The sequence below is a fragment of the Flavobacterium sp. TC780 genome (assembly GCF_056783245.1).
Genome location: NZ_JBXBAV010000135.1, coordinates 14069 through 33919 on the forward strand (window position 1 = coordinate 14069; position 19851 = coordinate 33919).

Annotated in this window: 16 protein-coding genes and 5 pseudogenes; 14 read left to right on the forward strand and 7 right to left on the reverse strand. The window is 33.2% G+C overall.

Going from position 1 to position 19851, the window contains the following annotated elements; genetic code table 11:
• Positions 1-5: 5 nt before the first annotated feature.
• On the forward strand, positions 6-638 hold the full coding sequence (locus tag AC1RYN_RS14565; RefSeq protein WP_481807532.1) for an IMPACT family protein: 633 nt from the start codon (positions 6-8) through the stop codon (positions 636-638).
• A 24-nt stretch (positions 639-662) separates the two neighbouring features.
• Here the strand turns inward: AC1RYN_RS14565 and AC1RYN_RS14570 are convergent, their stop codons facing one another.
• On the reverse strand, positions 663-1073 hold the full coding sequence (locus AC1RYN_RS14570) for an acyl-CoA thioesterase (RefSeq protein ID WP_481807533.1): 411 nt from the start codon (positions 1071-1073) through the stop codon (positions 663-665).
• A gap of 187 nt (positions 1074-1260) precedes the next feature.
• Between AC1RYN_RS14570 and dnaA the strand changes: the two genes are divergently transcribed.
• From dnaA to scpA, 10 genes and pseudogenes are all read left to right on the forward strand, one after another.
• Entirely contained in the window at positions 1261-2688 is a 1428-nt protein-coding gene (dnaA, locus tag AC1RYN_RS14575; RefSeq protein WP_264285413.1) for a chromosomal replication initiator protein DnaA, read from the forward strand.
• A 6-nt stretch (positions 2689-2694) separates the two neighbouring features.
• Complete coding sequence (locus AC1RYN_RS14580; RefSeq protein WP_481807534.1) at positions 2695-3162, forward strand: low molecular weight protein-tyrosine-phosphatase; 468 nt, start codon at positions 2695-2697, stop codon at positions 3160-3162.
• Positions 3163-3198: 36 nt separating this feature from the next.
• Entirely contained in the window at positions 3199-3921 is a 723-nt protein-coding gene (locus AC1RYN_RS14585) for an SAM-dependent methyltransferase (RefSeq protein ID WP_481807535.1), read from the forward strand.
• A 22-nt stretch (positions 3922-3943) separates the two neighbouring features.
• Entirely contained in the window at positions 3944-4387 is a 444-nt protein-coding gene (locus AC1RYN_RS14590; protein ID WP_481807536.1) for an energy transducer TonB, read from the forward strand.
• A 99-nt stretch (positions 4388-4486) separates the two neighbouring features.
• Positions 4487-5611: pseudogene (locus tag AC1RYN_RS14595) on the forward strand (methionine aminotransferase).
• Between the two features lie 77 nt (positions 5612-5688).
• Complete coding sequence (locus AC1RYN_RS14600) at positions 5689-6570, forward strand: SDR family oxidoreductase (protein WP_481807537.1); 882 nt, start codon at positions 5689-5691, stop codon at positions 6568-6570.
• Positions 6571-6770: 200 nt separating this feature from the next.
• Positions 6771-7379 (forward strand): uridine kinase, encoded by a 609-nt coding sequence (udk, locus tag AC1RYN_RS14605; protein WP_264285419.1) that lies wholly within the window; start codon positions 6771-6773, stop codon positions 7377-7379.
• 111 nt (positions 7380-7490) lie between these two features.
• Positions 7491-7814 (forward strand): FtsB family cell division protein, encoded by a 324-nt coding sequence (locus AC1RYN_RS14610; RefSeq protein ID WP_481807538.1) that lies wholly within the window; start codon positions 7491-7493, stop codon positions 7812-7814.
• Positions 7815-7838: 24 nt separating this feature from the next.
• Positions 7839-9209: a methylmalonyl-CoA mutase subunit beta gene (locus tag AC1RYN_RS14615; protein WP_481807539.1), complete on the forward strand. Its 1371-nt coding sequence runs from the start codon at positions 7839-7841 to the stop codon at positions 9207-9209.
• Positions 9210-9248: 39 nt separating this feature from the next.
• On the forward strand, positions 9249-11387 hold the full coding sequence (scpA, locus tag AC1RYN_RS14620; protein ID WP_481807540.1) for a methylmalonyl-CoA mutase: 2139 nt from the start codon (positions 9249-9251) through the stop codon (positions 11385-11387).
• 56 nt (positions 11388-11443) lie between these two features.
• Here scpA and AC1RYN_RS14625 read toward each other — a convergent pair whose 3' ends face one another.
• The 4 genes and pseudogenes from AC1RYN_RS14625 to dapF all read right to left on the reverse strand — a co-directional run bounded on the left by AC1RYN_RS14625 (position 11444) and on the right by dapF (position 15068).
• Entirely contained in the window at positions 11444-12088 is a 645-nt protein-coding gene (locus tag AC1RYN_RS14625) for a peptidoglycan-binding protein LysM (RefSeq protein WP_481807546.1), read from the reverse strand.
• Between the two features lie 506 nt (positions 12089-12594).
• Positions 12595-13636: pseudogene (mltG, locus tag AC1RYN_RS14630) on the reverse strand (endolytic transglycosylase MltG).
• Between the two features lie 59 nt (positions 13637-13695).
• Positions 13696-14229, reverse strand: coding sequence for a GNAT family N-acetyltransferase (locus AC1RYN_RS14635; RefSeq protein ID WP_481807541.1), 534 nt, complete (start codon positions 14227-14229; stop codon positions 13696-13698).
• 56 nt (positions 14230-14285) lie between these two features.
• Entirely contained in the window at positions 14286-15068 is a 783-nt protein-coding gene (gene dapF, locus AC1RYN_RS14640) for a diaminopimelate epimerase (RefSeq protein ID WP_481807547.1), read from the reverse strand.
• Positions 15069-15202: 134 nt separating this feature from the next.
• Here dapF and AC1RYN_RS14645 point away from each other — a divergent pair.
• Together AC1RYN_RS14645 and AC1RYN_RS14650 are read left to right on the forward strand one after the other, a co-directional pair.
• Positions 15203-16609, forward strand: a pseudogene (locus tag AC1RYN_RS14645) (S1C family serine protease).
• 238 nt (positions 16610-16847) lie between these two features.
• Positions 16848-18297: pseudogene (locus tag AC1RYN_RS14650) on the forward strand (glyceraldehyde-3-phosphate dehydrogenase).
• A gap of 193 nt (positions 18298-18490) precedes the next feature.
• Here AC1RYN_RS14650 and AC1RYN_RS14655 read toward each other — a convergent pair.
• Together AC1RYN_RS14655 and AC1RYN_RS14660 are read right to left on the reverse strand one after the other, a co-directional pair.
• Positions 18491-18682, reverse strand: a complete 192-nt coding sequence (locus AC1RYN_RS14655; RefSeq protein WP_481807542.1) for an Lrp/AsnC family transcriptional regulator — start codon at positions 18680-18682, stop codon at positions 18491-18493.
• A gap of 148 nt (positions 18683-18830) precedes the next feature.
• Positions 18831-18950, reverse strand: a complete 120-nt coding sequence (locus tag AC1RYN_RS14660; protein ID WP_481807543.1) for an Lrp/AsnC family transcriptional regulator — start codon at positions 18948-18950, stop codon at positions 18831-18833.
• 205 nt (positions 18951-19155) lie between these two features.
• Between AC1RYN_RS14660 and AC1RYN_RS14665 the strand changes: the two are divergent.
• A pseudogene (locus AC1RYN_RS14665) lies at positions 19156-19851 on the forward strand (alanine dehydrogenase); the annotation flags it as partial.

Sequence of the window (19851 nt, forward strand, 5' to 3'; positions counted from 1 at the left end):
CAATATTGAAAATCAAAGACAACTACCAAACAATAGCTTCCCCTTCGGAAGAAGTCTTGTATAAAGAAAAAAGCAGCAAATTTTTTGGCTACGCTTACCCAATAACATCCGAAGAAGAAGTTAAACCCATTATCGAAACTTTAAAAAAACAACATCCAAGTGCAGTACATTATTGCTATGCCTATCAATTAGGAATTGAACCTGCAGTAAGCTACAGAGCCAATGACGATGGAGAACCGAGCAATACTGCAGGAATGCCTATTTATGGACAAATACAATCTTTTGGCGTCACAAACATTCTTATTGTTATTGTACGTATATATGGAGGAATCAAATTAGGTGTTGGAGGTTTAATCGCAGCGTACCGAACAACAGCACAAATGGCATTAGAAGTTTGTGAAATTATCGAAAAAACGATTGATGTGCGCTTTTTAATTTCATTTGATTACAAAAACATGAATAAAGTAATGCGGGTAATTAAAGAAAAAAAACTAGAAATTGTGTCCCAAGAAATGGAAATAAACGAGGTTCTTGGACTGCCAATTGGCAAGATAACGGTTCAAATACGCAAAAAAAATGCCGAAATGATATTCGACATTTTTGATTCAATGTTTGAAATAGAGATAAAACCTTGCTAAAACCGTCTTCATTTAAGGCATATTTTAGCAATTATCGATGTTTTTAAGAAGGTCCAAAATATAGCTTGGAGGAGCCGTTGGACGACCCGTTTTTAGAGACACAAATACCAAAATAAAGACAGCAGTTGTTAATAACTCATTTAATTCGTTATAGATTGCGCAATCAAATTCTATCTTGACAGAAGTCTGACTTTTAAATGTTGTATGCACTGTTAATAATTCATCATATCGTGCTGATTTTTTATAATTAATATTCATAGAAACGATCGGCAAAGCAATTCCGCTTTCTTCCATGCTTTTATACGAAACTCCTTTATTTCTAAGCCATTCGACGCGGCCAATTTCAAAATAGGGAATATAATTCCCATGATAAACGACTCCCATTTGATCCGTTTCTGAGTAACGAACACGCACTTGAGTTTGATGATTTTTCATTATTTATTTATTAAAAAAAATTTACTTTTTAGAACCTGCCTTACAACATTATTTTATAAAATTACCATCCAAAATATTTTTTTTTAACGAAATTTGTTCACATATTTGTTATCTTGAAAAATGACAAATATCCAACCTCGTTTTTATAAGACAAATATTATCAATACACATAAATTTAATTGAATCTATGACTAAAACTGCACAATCGGTATGGGAAAACTGTTTGTCTTTCATAAAAGACAACATTCAAGATCAGGCGTACAAAACTTGGTTTGAGCCAATCAAATCAGTTGAACTAACCGACAACGCATTATATATTCAAGTCCCAAGTAAATTTTTCTATGAATGGTTGGAAGAACACTACGTTAAATTACTTAAAGTAGCTCTTACCAAAGAACTGGGAAAAAATGCAAAGTTACTCTATAAAATTAAAATGGAAAACACTTATGGCAATAAACAACCGTTTACGGAACAACTGCCAAGTGCCAATAGAGGACCAATGAAACCCCAAGATGTTGACGCTCCTTTTAAAAACTTAAATCCAGAATTAAAAAATCCTTTTGTAATTCCAGGAATACGTAATTTAAAAATCGAGTCTCAATTAAATCCAAATTATAGCTTTGATAATTTCCTTGAAGGAGATTCAAACCGTTTAGCTCGTTCTGCAGGTATGGCTGTTGCCAATAAACCTGGAGGAACATCATTTAATCCTTTATTGATTTTTGGTGGAGTTGGTTTAGGTAAAACACACTTAGCTCACGCAATTGGAGTTGAGGTAAAAGACAAATATCCAGAAAAAACGGTTTTATATATTTCTGCCGAAATTTTCACACAACAATATATCGACTCGGTAAAAAAGAATAATCGTAATGATTTTATTCACTTTTACCAGTTAATCGATGTTTTAATTATTGATGACGTTCAGTTTTTATCTGGAAAATCAGGTACTCAGGACGTTTTCTTCCATATTTTTAATTATTTACATCAAAACGGAAAACAGGTAATTTTGACTTCTGACAAAGCTCCTGTAGACATGCAAGACATTGAACAACGTTTATTATCTCGTTTTAAATGGGGATTGTCTGCCGAGTTACATCAGCCAGATTACGAAACAAGAATTTCTATCTTAAAAAACATTCTATATCGTGATGGAGTTGAAATTCCCGAAGATATTATCGAATATGTTGCACGTAACATTAAATCAAATGTACGTGAACTAGAAGGAGCAATTATTTCATTGATTGCACAATCTTCTTTCAACAAAAAAGAAGTAACTCTTGAATTAGCAAAAAGTGTAGTTGAAAAATTCGTTAAAAATGTAAAAAGAGAAATTTCTATTGATTATATTCAAAAAATTGTATCTGATTATTTCCAACTAGACATCGAAACACTTCAATCTAAAACCAGAAAGAGGCACGTTGTTCAAGCAAGACAATTAGCTATGTTTTTTGCAAAGAAATTCACCAAAGCCTCTTTAGCAAACATTGGCTCACAAATTGGTGATCGCGATCACGCAACCGTATTACACGCTTGTAAAACCGTTGACAACCTAGTCTCTACAGATAAACAATTCAAAAAATTTGTTGAAGACATCAATAAAAAATTAACGCTATAAAGCAACATGCCCGTAAAAATTTTAATGGTCTGTTTGGGTAATATTTGCAGATCACCGTTAGCCGAAGGCATATTAGCCTCAAAACTACCTAAAGATCTATTTGTAGTTGATTCAGCAGGAACGGGTTCTTGGTATGTTGGCCGTAATCCAGATGAACGCTCGATAGCTGTAGCAAAAAAAAATGGCCTTAATATATCAAATCAAAAAGGAAGACAATTTAAAACTTCCGATTTTGACATCTTCGACTATATCTATGTCATGGATAGCTCCAATTATAATGATGTTATTGCGCTAACAAAAAAGCAAGAGCAAAAAGATAAAGTACAACTTATTCTGAACGAATTATTTCCTGCAGAAAATGTTGATGTTCCCGATCCCTATTATGGCTTACCAAATGGCTTCAACACTGTGTACGAAATGCTAGATGAAGCTGCCGAAGCAATCGCTAAAAAACTAATAGCCAAGCATCAATAACCAAACTTCATCCTTAATAAATTAAAAATCAAACACATGAAATCAACTTCTTTATTAGGAAAACTTTATTTGATTCCGACAACCTTAGGCGAAAGCGACCCTATGGATGTTTTACCACAAACAATAAAGAGAAGCATTGATTTTATTGACCATTACATTGTAGAAAATGAGAAAACAGCACGAAAATCAATCAAAGCCGTTTCTCCCGAAAAAAAACAATCCGAGCTTATCCTTTTCACACTAAACAAACGCACCGAAAACAGCGAACATTTAGACTTCATAAAACCTTTATTAGAAGGTAAAAATGTGGGACTAATGAGCGAAGCAGGTTGCCCAGGTGTAGCCGATCCAGGTGCTGTAATTGTAAAACTAGCACATGAAAAAGGAATTCAGGTGGTGCCACTAGTTGGCCCTTCTTCAATTCTATTAGCTATGATGGCTTCTGGAATGAACGGACAAAGCTTTACCTTTAATGGTTACTTACCTATTGATAAAGACGAAAAAAAATCAGCATTAAAGTATTTTGAAAAATTATCTCAGGATAAAAATCAATCGCAGCTTTTTATTGAAACTCCATATAGAAACAATAAATTAATCGAGGATATTTTGCAGATTCTAAACCCTGCAACACATCTTTGTATTGCAACAGATATTACTCTACCAACCGAATTCATTAAAACAATGCGTGTTTCTGATTGGAAAAAAATAAAAGTAGATTTACACAATCGCCCAACGATTTTCATTATCCATAAAATGTAATCAAAGCGTAAAAGAATCATCCATGAAGAAGTTTTTAATCCTGATTTTAATTTGCTCTGTACAAAATACATTTTCTCAAACCACAAAAAAAGATGACATTCTTACCATAGACGAACCTATTAATACAACTCCTCCACAAGGAACTATTCCTAACAATGATTATCAAATTTATAACACAGCTGGCATAGAAGTAAAACCCGAATTTCCCGGAGGCTTAATCGGTTTTGATAGTTTTATAAAACGAAATTATAAAAACCCTACAGATAATCTAAAAGGCAAAATATATATCACGTTTATAATTGAAAAAGATGGTTCATTAAGCGACATCAAAATTTTAAGAGATATTGGCTATGGAACCGGTGCTGAAGCTATTCGCGTTTTAAAAACATCTCCTAAATGGACTCCAGGAATACAAAACAACAAGCAAGTTAGAGTTCTTTATTCTCTTCCTATAACCGTTAACTAATAAACTATAGATTCTCTTTTTAGAAAAATATTCGTTTCAGAAAAAGAATTTTAAATTATCATAAAAAAGCTATCTTTATAAAAGTAATTATAGATTTTTATGAGTAAACTTCCACAAATTGGCACAAGTATTTTTACCGTTATGTCAAAGATGGCAAACGAATACGATGCTATTAATTTATCGCAAGGTTTTCCGAACTTTCCAGTTGACGAACGGCTAACTAGTATTGTAGCACGGCTCGCAACCGAAAACGTACATCAATACACACCCATGTCTGGTTATCCACCGCTATTAACCAAAATAGCCAAACTCATCCTAGACTCTTATAAGCGCATAGCTCAACCAGAAACCGAAATTTTAATAACCGCTGGAGCGACTCAAGGTATCTTTACCACCATACAGGCATTAATTAAAGCAAACGACGAAGTAATAATTGATCCGAGTTATGATTGCTATGAAGCTCCTGTCTTATTATGCAATGCCCATTCCGTTTGAGTTCCTTTAAACGATGATTATACCCCAAATTGGGAAATTATAGAAAAAGCATGCTCGGCAAAAACCCGAATGATAATCATCAATAATCCGCATAACCCAACAGGGAAAATTTTAGCAGAAGCGGACTTTATAAGATTAGAAAAAATCCTCGAAAAATACCCAGATCTATTAGTCTTATCTGACGAAGTATATGAATACATCACTTTTGAAGAAAAACACATCTCGGCACATACCCGCCAAGAACTTCTTAATCGTTGTATCATGATTTCTTCTTTTGGAAAATCATTTCATATTACAGGATGGAAAATTGGATATGTCGTAGCACCAGAACACTTAATGATAGAGATTAAAAAAGTACATCAATTTCTAGTCTTTAGCGTAAACAGCATTTCTCAAGTAGCCATAAGCGAATATCTAGATGTTGTTGATGTAACTAAACTTGGCAAGTTCTATCAAGAGAAAAGAGATTACTTTAAAAAACTACTAGAAAAAAGCCGATTCGAATTAAAACCTTGCGAAGGAACTTATTTTCAGGTTGCATCCTATAAATCAATTTCAGACGAAGATGATATCACATTTTGCAAAAAGCTAGTTACCGAATACGGAGTAGCAGCAATACCTATTTCGACTTTCTACGCCAATGCAAAAGATTTAAAACTAATCCGTTTTTGTTTTGCTAAAGACAATACTACACTAGAAGCAGCTGCCAAAAGATTATGCAACATTTAGCCAAAACTAAAATTAACATATATATTATGCATGCATACTATTAAATTCATATATTTACCTTTTAAACTTAAAAAAACATGAGTTATACAGATAAAATGCTAAGAGACGATGCCTTACAAGGCAAAGTAATAGTGGTAACCGGTGGAGGAAGTGGCCTAGGAAAAGCGATGACCAAATACTTTTTAGAATTAGGTGCAAAAGTTGCTATCACGTCGAGAGATTTAGAAAAACTAAAAAATACGGCAACTGAACTTGAAACTCAAACTGGTGGTACTTGCTTGCCATTGCAATGCGATGTTCGTCATTATGAAGAAGTAGAAAACATGCTACAAGAAGTTTTAAAAGCTTTTGGCAAAGTAGATGTTTTACTAAACAATGCAGCAGGAAATTTTATTTCACCAACCGAAAGATTATCTGCTAATGCTTTTGACACTGTTATCGATATTGTTTTAAAAGGTTCTAAAAACTGTACCCTTGCTTTTGGAAAACACTGGATTGACACTAAACAGACAGCCGCTACAGTTTTAAATATTGTAACTACTTATGCTTGGACAGGTTCAGCTTATGTAGTACCAAGTGCAACTGCAAAAGCAGGTGTTCTTGCCATGACAAGAAGTCTTGCCGTTGAGTGGGCAAAATACGGAATACGCACTAATGCAATTGCTCCAGGTCCATTCCCAACAAAAGGAGCTTGGGACAGATTACTTCCTGGAGATCTGGCAGAAAAATTTGACATGTCAAAGAAAGTGCCATTGAAGCGTGTGGGAGATCACCAAGAATTAGCCAATTTAGCAGCTTATTTAGTTTCTGATTTCTCAGCCTATGTAAATGGTGAAGTAATTGTTATTGATGGTGGCGAATGGTTAAAAGGTGCTGGACAATTTAATTTATTAGAAGCAATTCCTGAAGAACTTTGGGATCAGCTTGAAATGATGATAAAGGCAAAGAAAAATAAATAATAAGTGCTTACTAAAGTCAGGTATTTAAACAAATCACTGATTGCACAAAAGGCTTCAATTACAGTGTAATTGAAGCCTTTTATTTTTATAAAATCCATCAAAAAACAAGATAAAAACTATATACAATTTTAAAAAATTTATCTAATGACAAATCCGTATTAATTATTATTTTTGCCGCTTCAAATTATAACAACATTTTTATGCTCATTATTGGAATTGCAGGCGGAACAGGAAGCGGGAAAACAACCGTAGTACATCAAATCATGAATGAATTACCTCATGCTGAAGTGGGCGTAATCTCTCAGGATTCGTATTACAAAGAAAATAAAAATCTATCTTTTGATGAAAGAGCTCTAATTAATTTTGATCATCCACGTGCGATAGATTTTGATTTATTAGTTAGCCATTTAAAAGACCTTAAAGAAGGAAAAACAATCGATCAGCCTGTTTATTCTTTTATTACTCATAATAGAACTGACGATACAATTAGCACACATCCTAGAAAAGTAATGATTGTGGAAGGGATTTTAATCCTTACAAACCCAGAACTTAGAGAGCTTTTTGATATTAAAGTATATGTTCATGCCGATTCAGACGAAAGACTTATCAGACGTTTAAAACGTGATATTGCAGAACGTGGCCGTGACTTAGATGAAGTTTTAACACGTTACCAAAACACCTTAAAACCTATGCATGAACAATTTATAGAACCTACCAAAGCTTTTGCAGACATCATAATACCAAACGATAAATACAACACAGTAGCAATAGATGTAGTTCGTGCAGTAATTACTCAACGTATTCTATAATTTTATTGTAAATTTATTGCATTAATAATTAGGAGCTAATCCCATTTTCACCTTTATCTTTGTTCGTTCCTCACAAAGGATATCGGTTCTACCGGGGCTAAAAAATAAAAAATGACTAATCCATATAAAGACAAATCCTGGTTTAAATTCCTAAGTAACAAGTATGTTTGGGTATTGTTATTTTTTATAATCTGGATGGTTTTTCTAGATAATTACTCCTATTTTGACCATCGTTTTCTCGATAATCAAATAAATGAGTTACAAGACAACAAAACCTATTATCAGGAAGAAATAAAAAAAGATCAGGAACAAATTAAAGAACTCAAAAATCCAGAGCAAATTGAGAAATATGCACGGGAAAAGTACTTTATGAAAAAAGATAGTGAAGATATTTACATCATAGAATTTGAAGGTGACACTATCAAAAAAAAATAAAATAAAAATTATAAAAAGATAAAAATGGCTACTCCCCTTTTCGATAATTTTAATCCAGTATCATCCAAACAATGGAAACAACAAATCCAATTTGAATTGGATGGTGCAGATTATAACGAAACCTTGATTTGGAATTCGCCAGAAGACATTCAGGTTAAACCATTTTATCATAATGATGAAGATATAAAGCCTGTTGAAGTAACAACCAAAGCAACTGATTTTAAAATATGCCAGAACATTTTTGTTCATGACGTTTCAAAATCAGTTGAAAGGGCTTCAGATTCACTAAAAAGAGGAGCTGAAAGTTTACGTTTTACAATTGAAGACGATACTATTGACATTGACAAATTATTCCAAAATTTAGATCTGAAAAATAGAAACGTTTACTTTAATTTGAATTTTATCTCAATCGATTTCGTTAAAAGATTAAATGCAATATCGAAACAGAAAAATGCTGTTTTTTATTATAGTATTGATCCAATTGGACAATTAGCAAAAGATGGAAATTGGTTTTCATTTACAACCAAAGAAAAAAACAATTTCGAAACACTTGAAATCCTTTCAAAGGAATTTTCAAACACTTCACTAATCAGTATTAATGCAGGTTTATATCAAAATGCTGGTGCCAATATGGTTCAGCAAATTGCATATACTGTAGCGCATGCTAACGAATATTTTAACCGAATTCCTTCTATAAACGGAACTATAATATTACAAATAGCAGTAGGAACAAATTACTTTTTTGAAATAGCCAAACTTCGTGCTTTACGATTACTTTTTAATTTAATCGCAGCCGAATACAATCCAAATCTGCAATGTCATTTATTGGTCTCTCCAACAAAACGAAATAAAACCTTGTATGATTACAATGTAAACATGTTACGCACCACAACCGAATGTATGTCGGCAATAATTGGTGGTGCTGATGCTATTGCTAATTTACCATACGATGCTTTATATCACAAAGACAATGAATTTGGAGATCGAATTGCACGCAATCAATTATTGATTCTTAAAAACGAAAGCTATTTCGACAAAGTCAATAATCCTGCTGACGGAAGCTATTATATTGAAAGTCTTACAAAACAACTTGCTGAAAAAGCACTAACTTTATTTAAAGACATTGAAGCAAATGGTGGCTTCTTAAAGCTTTTAAATGAAGGAACCATCAAAAGAAGAATTCAGGAAAGCGCCGATAAGGAACAAGAATTATTTGATACAAAGAAAGAAATATTGCTCGGAACAAATAAATACCCGAACAAAGACGACAAAATGAAACATGATCTAGAACTCTTTCCTTTTGTAAAAATAAAACCTAGAAAGACATTAATTACACCTATAATAGAAAAACGGTTGTCCGAAAAATTAGAACAGGAACGTTTAGCTCTTGAATAATTCAATTTTAAAGTAACAACCCATACAAAAAGTGTTTCAATGATACGAAAAGACCTCAACCATATCAAGCTAGATGTCAAAAGTGAGAAGTTAGACGTTGTCTCTAAGAACCAACAAGCAACTAAAAACTTTGAAACTGCCGAGGGCATAGATTTAAAAGCAACTTATACTGAACAAGATCTTGAAAATATAGAACATATTGGTTTTGGAGCTGGATTTGCTCCAAATTTAAGAGGCCCTTATGCAACTATGTATGTTAGACGGCCTTGGACAATTAGACAATATGCAGGTTTTTCGACTGCAGAAGAAAGTAATGCATTTTACAGACGTAATCTGGCTGCAGGTCAAAAAGGCCTTTCAATTGCTTTTGACTTACCTACACATCGTGGCTACGACTCAGATCATGAACGTGTTGTTGGTGACGTGGGTAAAGCTGGAGTAGCTATCGACACAGTCGAAGATATGAAAGTCTTATTCGATCAAATTCCACTTGAAGAAATGTCAGTTTCCATGACAATGAATGGCGCCGTTTTACCAATTATGGCTTTTTATATTGTGGCTGCCGAAGAGCAAGGTGTTCCTCCAGTAAAACTTTCAGGAACAATACAAAATGACATCTTAAAGGAATTTATGGTGCGTAACACTTATATTTACCCACCAACTCCTTCAATGAAGATTATTGCTGATATATTTGAATTTACAAGCAAAAAAATGCCGAAATTCAATTCGATTTCAATTTCAGGATATCATATGCAGGAAGCAGGAGCTACAGCCGACATTGAATTAGCCTATACTCTTGCTGACGGATTAGAATATATTCGAACTGGGCTGGCAACAGGAATGTCTATAGATGAGTTTGCTCCCCGATTGTCTTTTTTCTGGGCGATCGGAATGAATCACTTTATGGAAATTGCAAAAATGCGTGCAGGAAGAATGATTTGGGCCAAACTGGTTCAACAATTTAATCCTAAAAGCGATAAATCTCTTGCATTAAGAACACACTGCCAAACTAGCGGATGGAGTTTAACAGAGCAAGATCCATTCAATAATGTGGCACGTACTTGTATTGAAGCTACTGCGGCAGCTTTTGGCGGTACACAATCATTACATACAAATGCACTAGATGAAGCGATTGCATTACCAACAGATTTTTCGGCAAGAATTGCTCGTAATACACAAATCTACTTACAGGAAGAAACCAAAATAACCAAAACTGTTGATCCGTGGGCAGGTAGTTACTATGTTGAAAGCTTAACAAATGAAATAGTAGCCAATGCATGGAAACTTATTGAAGAAGTAGAAGAACTAGGCGGAATGACTAAAGCTATCGAAGCAGGTATTCCTAAATTACGAATAGAAGAAGCTGCGGCAAGAAAACAAGCCCGAATAGACAGCGGACAAGATATAATTGTAGGTGTTAACAAATACCGATTAGAAAAAGAAGATCCTTTACAGATTCTTGATGTCGATAACCAAATGGTTCGAAAGCAACAAGTTGCCCAACTCGAACATATTAAAGCTACAAGAAACCCTGAAAAAGTAAAAGCAATACTCGAAAAATTAATCCATTGTGCAAAAACTGGCGACGGAAATTTACTAGAAATAGCTGTTGATGCAGCAAGAAATCGTGCCACATTAGGCGAAATTAGCGATGCATTAGAAACTGTTTTTGGAAGATACAAAGCACAAATTAAATCCTTTAGTGGCGTGTATAGTGCAGCGATAAAAGACGACAAAAGCTTTGAGAAAGCAAAACAATTGGCCGACACCTTTGCCAAACAAGAAGGTCGCCGTCCAAGAATTATGATTGCCAAAATGGGGCAAGATGGTCATGACAGAGGCGCAAAAGTAGTAGCCACTGGTTATGCTGATGTAGGTTTTGATGTAGACATTGGTCCACTTTTTCAAACTCCTGCTGAAGCAGCTAAACAAGCTGTAGAAAATGACGTTCATATTCTAGGTGTTTCTTCACTTGCTGCAGGACATAAAACCCTTGTTCCACAAGTAATTGAAGAACTTAAAAAACATGGACGTGAAGATATTATGGTAATTGTAGGAGGTGTAATACCTGCACAAGATTATCAATATTTATTTGATGCAGGGGCAGTTGCTGTTTTTGGACCTGGTACAAAAATAAGCGAAGCGGCAATTACAATTTTAGAAATCCTAATTGATTAAAAAGCAAAAAACCTGCAAGTGATTGCAGGTTTTTTTATATCCTTAATTCTGATGAATTATATTGAGTGCACTGTAGCATCATTATCTGCTTCGATAGAAGATACATTATATCCTCCAAAAGCTTTCATATAACTTCTTATTGACGTTCCATAAGCATCTCTGAAATATTTTTGTCCGTTGTGCTTAAAAAAGTTTTTAACAGAACCAGCACCTCCTAAATGAGCCGCTGCTAATATTCCTGATTCCGTGATATAAATTCCACTAATCAGCTTTCCTTCATATTTCTCGATTTCTTTTCTTAATATCCATTTGTTTTTAGATAATAAAGCAATAAATGCTTTTTCTTGTAACGCAGGATTTTTTAGGAATGCTTCATCATTTCGAACTCCAATTGCACGTAAGGCCTGGGTTCCGAATTGATATTTTCCCATATAGCCAAGTGTGTTTACTTTTCTGTATTTGCCTTGAGATTCTCTTAAAGCGATTGCTTCTTTGAAACCGATTAGGTGGTTTCCGGTGAAAGGAATACTGTCTACAACAGGATAATCTTTCTTTTCTTTAGATGGTAGTAAGTAGTCAGTCCCATCTGTATTTTCTGTAAGAAACCAAGGTTTGGCGTCTAAATTAAAGGGCTTAAAACCCGTGCTTAAAAATGCAATAATAACTGTTAACGTTGTGTAAAAATACCATTTCTTTATCATAGATTGTTTTTCTTTTGAACGCTGTCCCATTCAAAAATTTCTGCCTGCAAAGATACAACAAAATTTATAAAGCTATAAATCAACTAGTTAAACTTTTCTAAAAACACCCCTAACCTCCTAGTTAGAAGAGTATTCCGAAAGATAATTTCAATTCATAATAGCGCTAAAAGCCAATGAAAACGTTTTCAAAAAAACCAATTCCTATTCGTTTTTTGTAAGAAAAGCGTCGAGACATAGGTAGAACCTGCTAGCCTTTTTTGAGTTTCAATTCATCAAATTAGCATTGTTTTTTCTGCATTTTAAATAAAAAAAGAGGCATTACTTTCCCAAAGAACAAGCTCCTTATATTTTAGTAATTTTAGACCACTCGGGATCTAAATTATAATTCCCAAAATCGACTAAAAAAATAATGCCAAAGTGATATCAATCACTTCGGCATCTTTTATATTTTTCAAATTATATCTAAAATTCTTATTTAGACAAAACTGCAATTTTCACAAACAAAACTATCTTACCACTCCTTGACTATTAATCCAGTCTGAATATTTTTTTGCATTTACATTATGCTGCGCTAAAGTAGATGCAAATTCGTGGTATCCAAAACGATCTATACTTGCACAAAAATAGATATAATCATTTTTCTCAGGATTCAAAACTGCTTCTAATGCTGTGATATCTGGCATTGCAATTGGTCCAAGGAGGAAGTCCCGTATTCATATAAGTATTATAAGGAGAAGACATTGTTAAGTCTTTATAAAAAACTCTTTTTATTACCTGATCAAAATCATTTGTTTTCTTTTTGATTGCATAAATAACTGTTGGATCTGCTTGTAAAGGCATTTCTAAACGTAATCTGTTTAGGTAAACCCCCGCAATTCTCGGTCTCTCATCCTTTTTTACAGATTCTTTATGCACAATTGAAGCTAAAATTGTAGCTTCAACAGGACTTAACCCCTGTGCTTTGGCCTTTGCAATTCTTTCATCAGTCCAGAAATTATGATATTCTTTAATCATCTTATCACGAAACTTTAACGCCGAAGTATTCCAATAAACCTCATAAGTATTCGGAATAAACATTGCAAATACATTTTCTTCGTTAAAACCATTTTCTTTCAAAAATTCAGGATCTTTAAAAGCAGTTAACAAAGACAAGCTATCTGCTTCAATTTGAGAGCCGATTCGTCCTGCAAAATTCTCCAAACGCTCCTGATTATTAAAAGCTAATTTAACTGGAACATTAGATCGCATTGCTCTTACCAAATCCATATTATTCATATCCTTGGTCAATAAAAAACGTCCTGGTTTTACATTTTCAGGATAGCTTCTTTTATTGGCAACCATCTCAAAATTATTTAAATCTTTTATATAGGGCTCTAATATTTTTTTGACATCTTCATAATCAGATCCCGTAGGCACGTATACATAAACTTCTTTCTCAGAAAATTTAGTATTAGCACTAAAAATTTGGTTTATCAAAATGAATCCATAAACCATTAAAACCGAAATTACAATAACGGCACTTATCGTTATAATTTTCTTTATATTCATATGGGGTTGCATTACTTGCTAGTATTTATAAAATTACAACTATTCTAAAAACTAAATATTTAAAACTTATTATTGATTAATTGAAACATTGCTTCATCTTGGTAAACTCCATTCACTAAAAGCCAATCTTTTTTTGTTCCAATTTTTTCAAAGCCAAATTTAGTAAAAAGTGCATTACTTGCTTCGTTTTTAACACCAATATTTGCATATAATTGATGCAAATTAAGATGATAAAAAGAATACTTAATTAATAGTTCTAAAGCCTCTGAACCAATGTTTTGGTTCCTTTTTTCATTGTCTTGAATTACGATTCCAATACCAGCCCTATTATTCTTAGGATCAAAATCAAATAAATCAACTAAACCAATGGCAGGAAAATCCTGATCCTGACAAATAGCAAGTCGCAATTGTTTAGCTTCGTAAATATCCTGATGTGCGTTTTCTAGATATTGTTTTATCAAGAATCGGCTATATGGTGTTTGAGTATTACTTACTTCCCAAATTCTAAGATCGTTTTCGACTGCATAAATAAACTCCAAATCATTAGGTTCTAATGCTCGTATATAAATGGTCTCTCCTTTTAATGTTATCATTTGATACTTTTAGTTAGCCTTAGACTTTCCTCAGCTAATAATTTAGAAACTATTATCTAAATTTCGATTGTTCCTTTAAATACAAATTCAGCTGGTCCTTTAAGAAAAACGTTTTTAAAATGCTCTCCCATTTTTTCAAAAGAAACCACTAGTTTACCTCCTTCAACATTTAAGTTGATGTCTGTTTCGTTTGTTTCTCCAATCGCATTCATGGCTATTGCAACTGCTGTAGCTCCGGTTCCACATGCAAGTGTTTCATCTTCTACCCCTCTTTCGTAAGTACGTAATGAAAACGTCTTGTCATCTATTTTCTTTACAAAATTGACATTGCTTCCTGGTTTACCATATAAATGGCCATAACGTATCGCTGCACCATTTTCTTTCACATTATAATGTTCTAAGTCATCTACTAATTGTACATGGTGTGGAGAACCTGTATCTAAGAATGTATGATCTTCAAATTTATTTACATCATCAACATCTATCATTTGCAAAGAAACAATAGAGTCTGGTGCTATTGTTGCATGATGCAAACCGTCTGTCGCTATAAAAGTAGTTTCGTTTTCGATCACATCCAATTTTTTAGCAAATGCAACCAAACATCGACCACCATTACCACACATCGAACTTTGGTTTCCATCGGCATTATAATACACCATTCGAAAATCGGTTTCAGAATCGTTTTCTAATAAAATAAGTCCATCTGCACCTATTCCGAATCTTCTGTCACACAACCGTTCAATTAATTTTGTATCTTTCTTAGGGAAAAAACCTGAACGATTATCAATCATTACAAAATCATTTCCAGTCCCCTGATATTTATAAAATTCTACTTGCATTATTCTTGAATTATTAACTACAAAAGTACAAACTATTAATGAAATGTTAATCATTGTTAAAGAGAGTTAAACCACTTTACTTCAGTTTTTTTTTGATATAATTTTATAATAGATAACTTAAACACTAATCAACTATGAAACGATTTTCAACCTTATTTTTAGTATCCCTGTTAAGCGGCGCTACTACTCTTGGTGCATACAAGTTATTATTCGATAATAACGGTTCCTTTTTTGGAGAAAAAAACCCAATAGTAACTGTAGCTCCTAATTCATACTCCAAAGAAGTAGGATTAGCTGCCGAAACTGTAGATTTTACTGCAGCGGCAGATAAAACTATCCATACAGTGGTACACGTAAAAAATGTATCTCGCAGAACTATTACTAACCCAATGTTAGAATTTTTTTACGGTTATGGGGGGCAACAAACACAGGAGCAAGTTGGTACTGGCTCTGGTGTAATTATTTCTGCTGACGGATATATCGTAACCAACAATCACGTTATAAAAAATGCTACTGAAATTGAAATTACTTTAAACAATAAAAAATCGTATACCGCAAAACTTATTGGAACAGATTCTAAAATGGATATTGCTTTATTAAAAATTAATGCCGACGAAAAATTACCTTACACCGTTTTTGCAAATTCGGATTCAGTAAAAGTTGGCGAATGGGTTTTGGCAGTTGGAAATCCATATAATCTGACTTCTACAGTAACTGCTGGAATTGTTTCGGCGAAAGCGAAAATCTAATACAAACGGAATTCAATCTTTTATCCAGACAGATGCCGCTGTAAACCCAGGTAATAGTGGTGGTGCATTAGTAAATACAAGAGGAGAATTAATTGGTATCAATACCATGATTTCATCTACAACAGGTTCTTATGTGGATATTCATTTGCTGTTCCATCTAATATTGCTAAGAAAAATCATCCAAGATATAATGGAGTTTGGTAATGTTCAAAGAGCCATATTAGGTGTTGAAGGAGGTGAACTTAATAATTCTGTCTTGCCAAAGAATTAGGCTAGGTATATCACAAACTCAAGGCTTTTATATCAATAAAGTAACTAAAAAGTCTGGGGCACAAAATTTGGTCTTCAAAAAGGAGATGTCATTGAAAACTAGATAATCAAAACATTGCCGATACTTACGTCTATTTTTCTGGATATATTAATACCAAAAGACCTAATGACGTAGTTCAGGTAACTTATATACGCGACGGAAAAACCAAAGTAGCCCCTGTTACTTTAAATAAGAATGAACTTTTTAGTACTGAATTTAAAGGAATCGAATTAGAAAATATCGATGGTATTGACAAAAAAGAAGTTTGGCATAAACTATGGTGTAAAAATAAAAGCACTTACAAACGAAAATCTTAAACAATACAACGATGAATTAAAAGGAACATTATATTAAGCATAGACAATATAAAAGCGACAGACATTGAAACAGTTTCAAGACTTTTAAATCAAAAAGACGAAAATCAAAGCATACGAATTGAAATGATTAATAAATACGGAGAAGTAATCCGAGTTATCATTTAATTTTTTATTCCCCAAAACTAAAGCCATCTTAATTTTACAAGATGGTTTTTTTATTTTCTTCCGATATATGATTTAAGTTTTTATTCTTAGAGGATCAAATTTTTATTTTATCGGAAGAAAATATTTCTATATAAGTTTCTAAAATAAATCACAAAATAGTTTACGAAATCGATTGAAATGGGTACTTTTGCGCCAAATTTAAAAAAACAAGCTGTTTTATTTTTAGAAATTTTCAACTATGAGCAAAAAATCATTGTACCAAAAAGAAGTATCATTTCAAGTCGACAGACCAAAAGCCGGAGTAGAATTGATTAAAATCATAAGCGATTTATGGTATGACAAATCCATCGAAATGGTTTTATTTAAAAATCAATTACTGGACAAAAATGTAAGCGACATCATTAACTTGCATCAATATGCAGGAGAATTTGTAGGTAAACCTATTACTATTTTTGACTCTGTTGAAATTGCAAGAGTTGTCTTATCTCTAAAATTGCCCCCTGCCAAAATAGATATTGGTAAGTTAACTTATGAATACCGTTTGGAGGACGAAAAATACCCAGATGCCCGCCATTTTGTAATAGAGAAACTTAAGGAAGCTAAATCAACCGAGGAGATTCAGCCAAAAGATGTTGTGCTATATGGTTTTGGAAGAATTGGCCGTTTATTAGCCAGAGAATTAATGTCGAAAACTGGAAAGGGAAATCAATTGCGATTAAGAGCTATTGTTATTCGTGACAAAAGTGAACTTGCAAATCTTGAAAAAAGAGCTTCTTTATTAAGATATGACTTATTCACGGGGACTTTCAAGGATCTGTAGTTGCTGACCCTAAGAATAATGCCCTATTAATTAACGGAACTACAGTACATGTTATTTCAGCAAATTCTCCAGAAGAAATAGACTATACTCTATACGGTATCAATAATGCCTTGGTAATCGATAATACATGGCGCTTTTACTACACAAGAGGCTTTAAGCAGACATTTAGTTTCTAAAGGTGTTGACAAAGTTTTACGTTACTGCACCTGGAAAAGGAGTTCCAAATATTGTTCATGGTGTAAATCATAACGAATATAACCCAGATGAGAATGATATTTTTTCGGCTGCATCATGCACCACAAATGCTATAACTCCTATTCTAAAAGCAATAGAAGATACACTTGGAGTTGTAAAAGGCCATCTAGAAACTATTCATGCTTATACGAATGACCAGATTTAGTTGATAATATGCACAAAAAATACCGCCGAGGAAGAGCTGCTGCTTTAACATGGTTATACTGAAGCAGGCGCTGGAGGTGCTGTTGCAAAAGCACTCCCATCACTTGAAGGAAAATTAACATCCAATGCAATTCGCGTTCCTGTTCCTAATGGATCCCTGGTTGTATTGAACCTTGATGTAAAAAAAGCAATCTTCGATTGCTGGAATCAATAAAATAATGAAAAAATATGCGCTTGAAGGAGAACTTGTAGAGCAAATAAAATATTCTTTGAATACAGAGTTGGTTTCTTCTATATAATTGGTACTTCGGCACCTTCTATCTACGCAACAACGTAGACAATAGTTTCCAAAAGACGGAAAAAGCATTATATTATATATATATGGTACGACAATGAATTTGGCTATAGCCACCAAGTAATTCGATTAGCTAAATATATTGCTAAAGTAAGACGTTTTACCTATTACTAGCATACAAACAACCAAAACCAACATTTTCAAAACCATCAAAATTTCTTGATGGTTTTTTGTTTTTTAGATAACCCTTCTAACTGATTAATTAATGGATTTAAGTAAGCTAAGTATACCGATCTGCATAAAACTTAACCATTTATATGGTTCATTTTTTTTATTACAATAACTTAGCTAAACAATAGTCATTATATTATTGGTAAAACTGTTGAACTTTTACTCCAGATATCACAAAAACCGTATTGATTAAAGAAACTTCAGGTAAAATCGATAATTTTTTTTGATGAAAATGATGATAAGATTCCATATTAGGAATGATAATTTTAAGCATATAATCAAAATTTCCTGAAACATAATTACATTCTACAACTTCTGGCAAACTCAAAATAGATTGATTAAATCCTTCCGAAGTATCATATGTTTGTTTTGTAAGTGTAACCTGCAGTAAACAGTAAGATTATTCCCTATTTTTTACAACACATTAAAATAGATACATATTTTTCAATAACACCCTCTCTCTCAAGACGTTTAACTCAAGGATCATGGACAGGCGTAAGAGACAAATTTATTTTATTTGCTATATCCTTTAAAGTATGGCGCGCATCTTCTTGTAGAAGGCGTAGGATTTTTTTGTCAGTTTCGTCTAAAAGCATAGTAAAAAGGGTTTCAAATAATTATTGATAATCAGTCATTTTTTCTTTTTACAGCAGCTCGTAAAATGCTCCTTAAAAAGAATATTTTTTTGTAAAAATATTAAATAAAAACAATATTTTCTTAATTATAATCATAATATCAATAATATATTCTCTATATGTAGCTTTGTAAAACAAAATTAACAAAAACAAAAAAACTTAAGAAATGATAATAGGTGTTCCAAAAGAAATCAAAAATAACGAAAACCGTGTAGCTGTTACACCAGCTGGGGTTTCTGAAATGAAAAAACATGGGCATGTTGTTTACGTTCAAGCAACTGCAGGTTTAGGAAGTGGATTTAGCGATGAGGAGTACACAGCAGCTGGAGCTCAGGTTCTAGCAACCATTGAAGAGGTATATGCTATTGCTGAAATGATTATTAAAGTAAAAGAGCCTATTGCTTCTGAATATAACTTAATCAAAAAAAGATCAATTATTATTTACATATTTTCACTTTGCTTCATCAGAACCATTAACACATGCTATGATTGAAAAAGGAGCCGTATGTTTAGCTTATGAAACTGTTGAAAAAACGGATCGTAGTTTACCTTTATTAGTTCCAATGTCAGAAGTTGCTGGACGTATGTTATCTAACAAGGAGCTAAATACCTTGAGAAACCATTAAAAGGAAGAGGAATTCTTTTAGGAGGAGTTCCTGTGTCTCCTGCTAAAGTATTAGTACTTGGTGGTGGAATCGTAGGTACTCAAGCTGCAAAAATGGCTGCTGGTTTAGGAGCTCAAGTTACTATTATGGATGTAAGTTTAGCACGTCTACGTCAGTTAGATGATATTATGCCTGCAAATGTAAATACAGAAATGTCAGGTGCTGCCTCCCTAACAACAGAAGCATGTATTAACCTT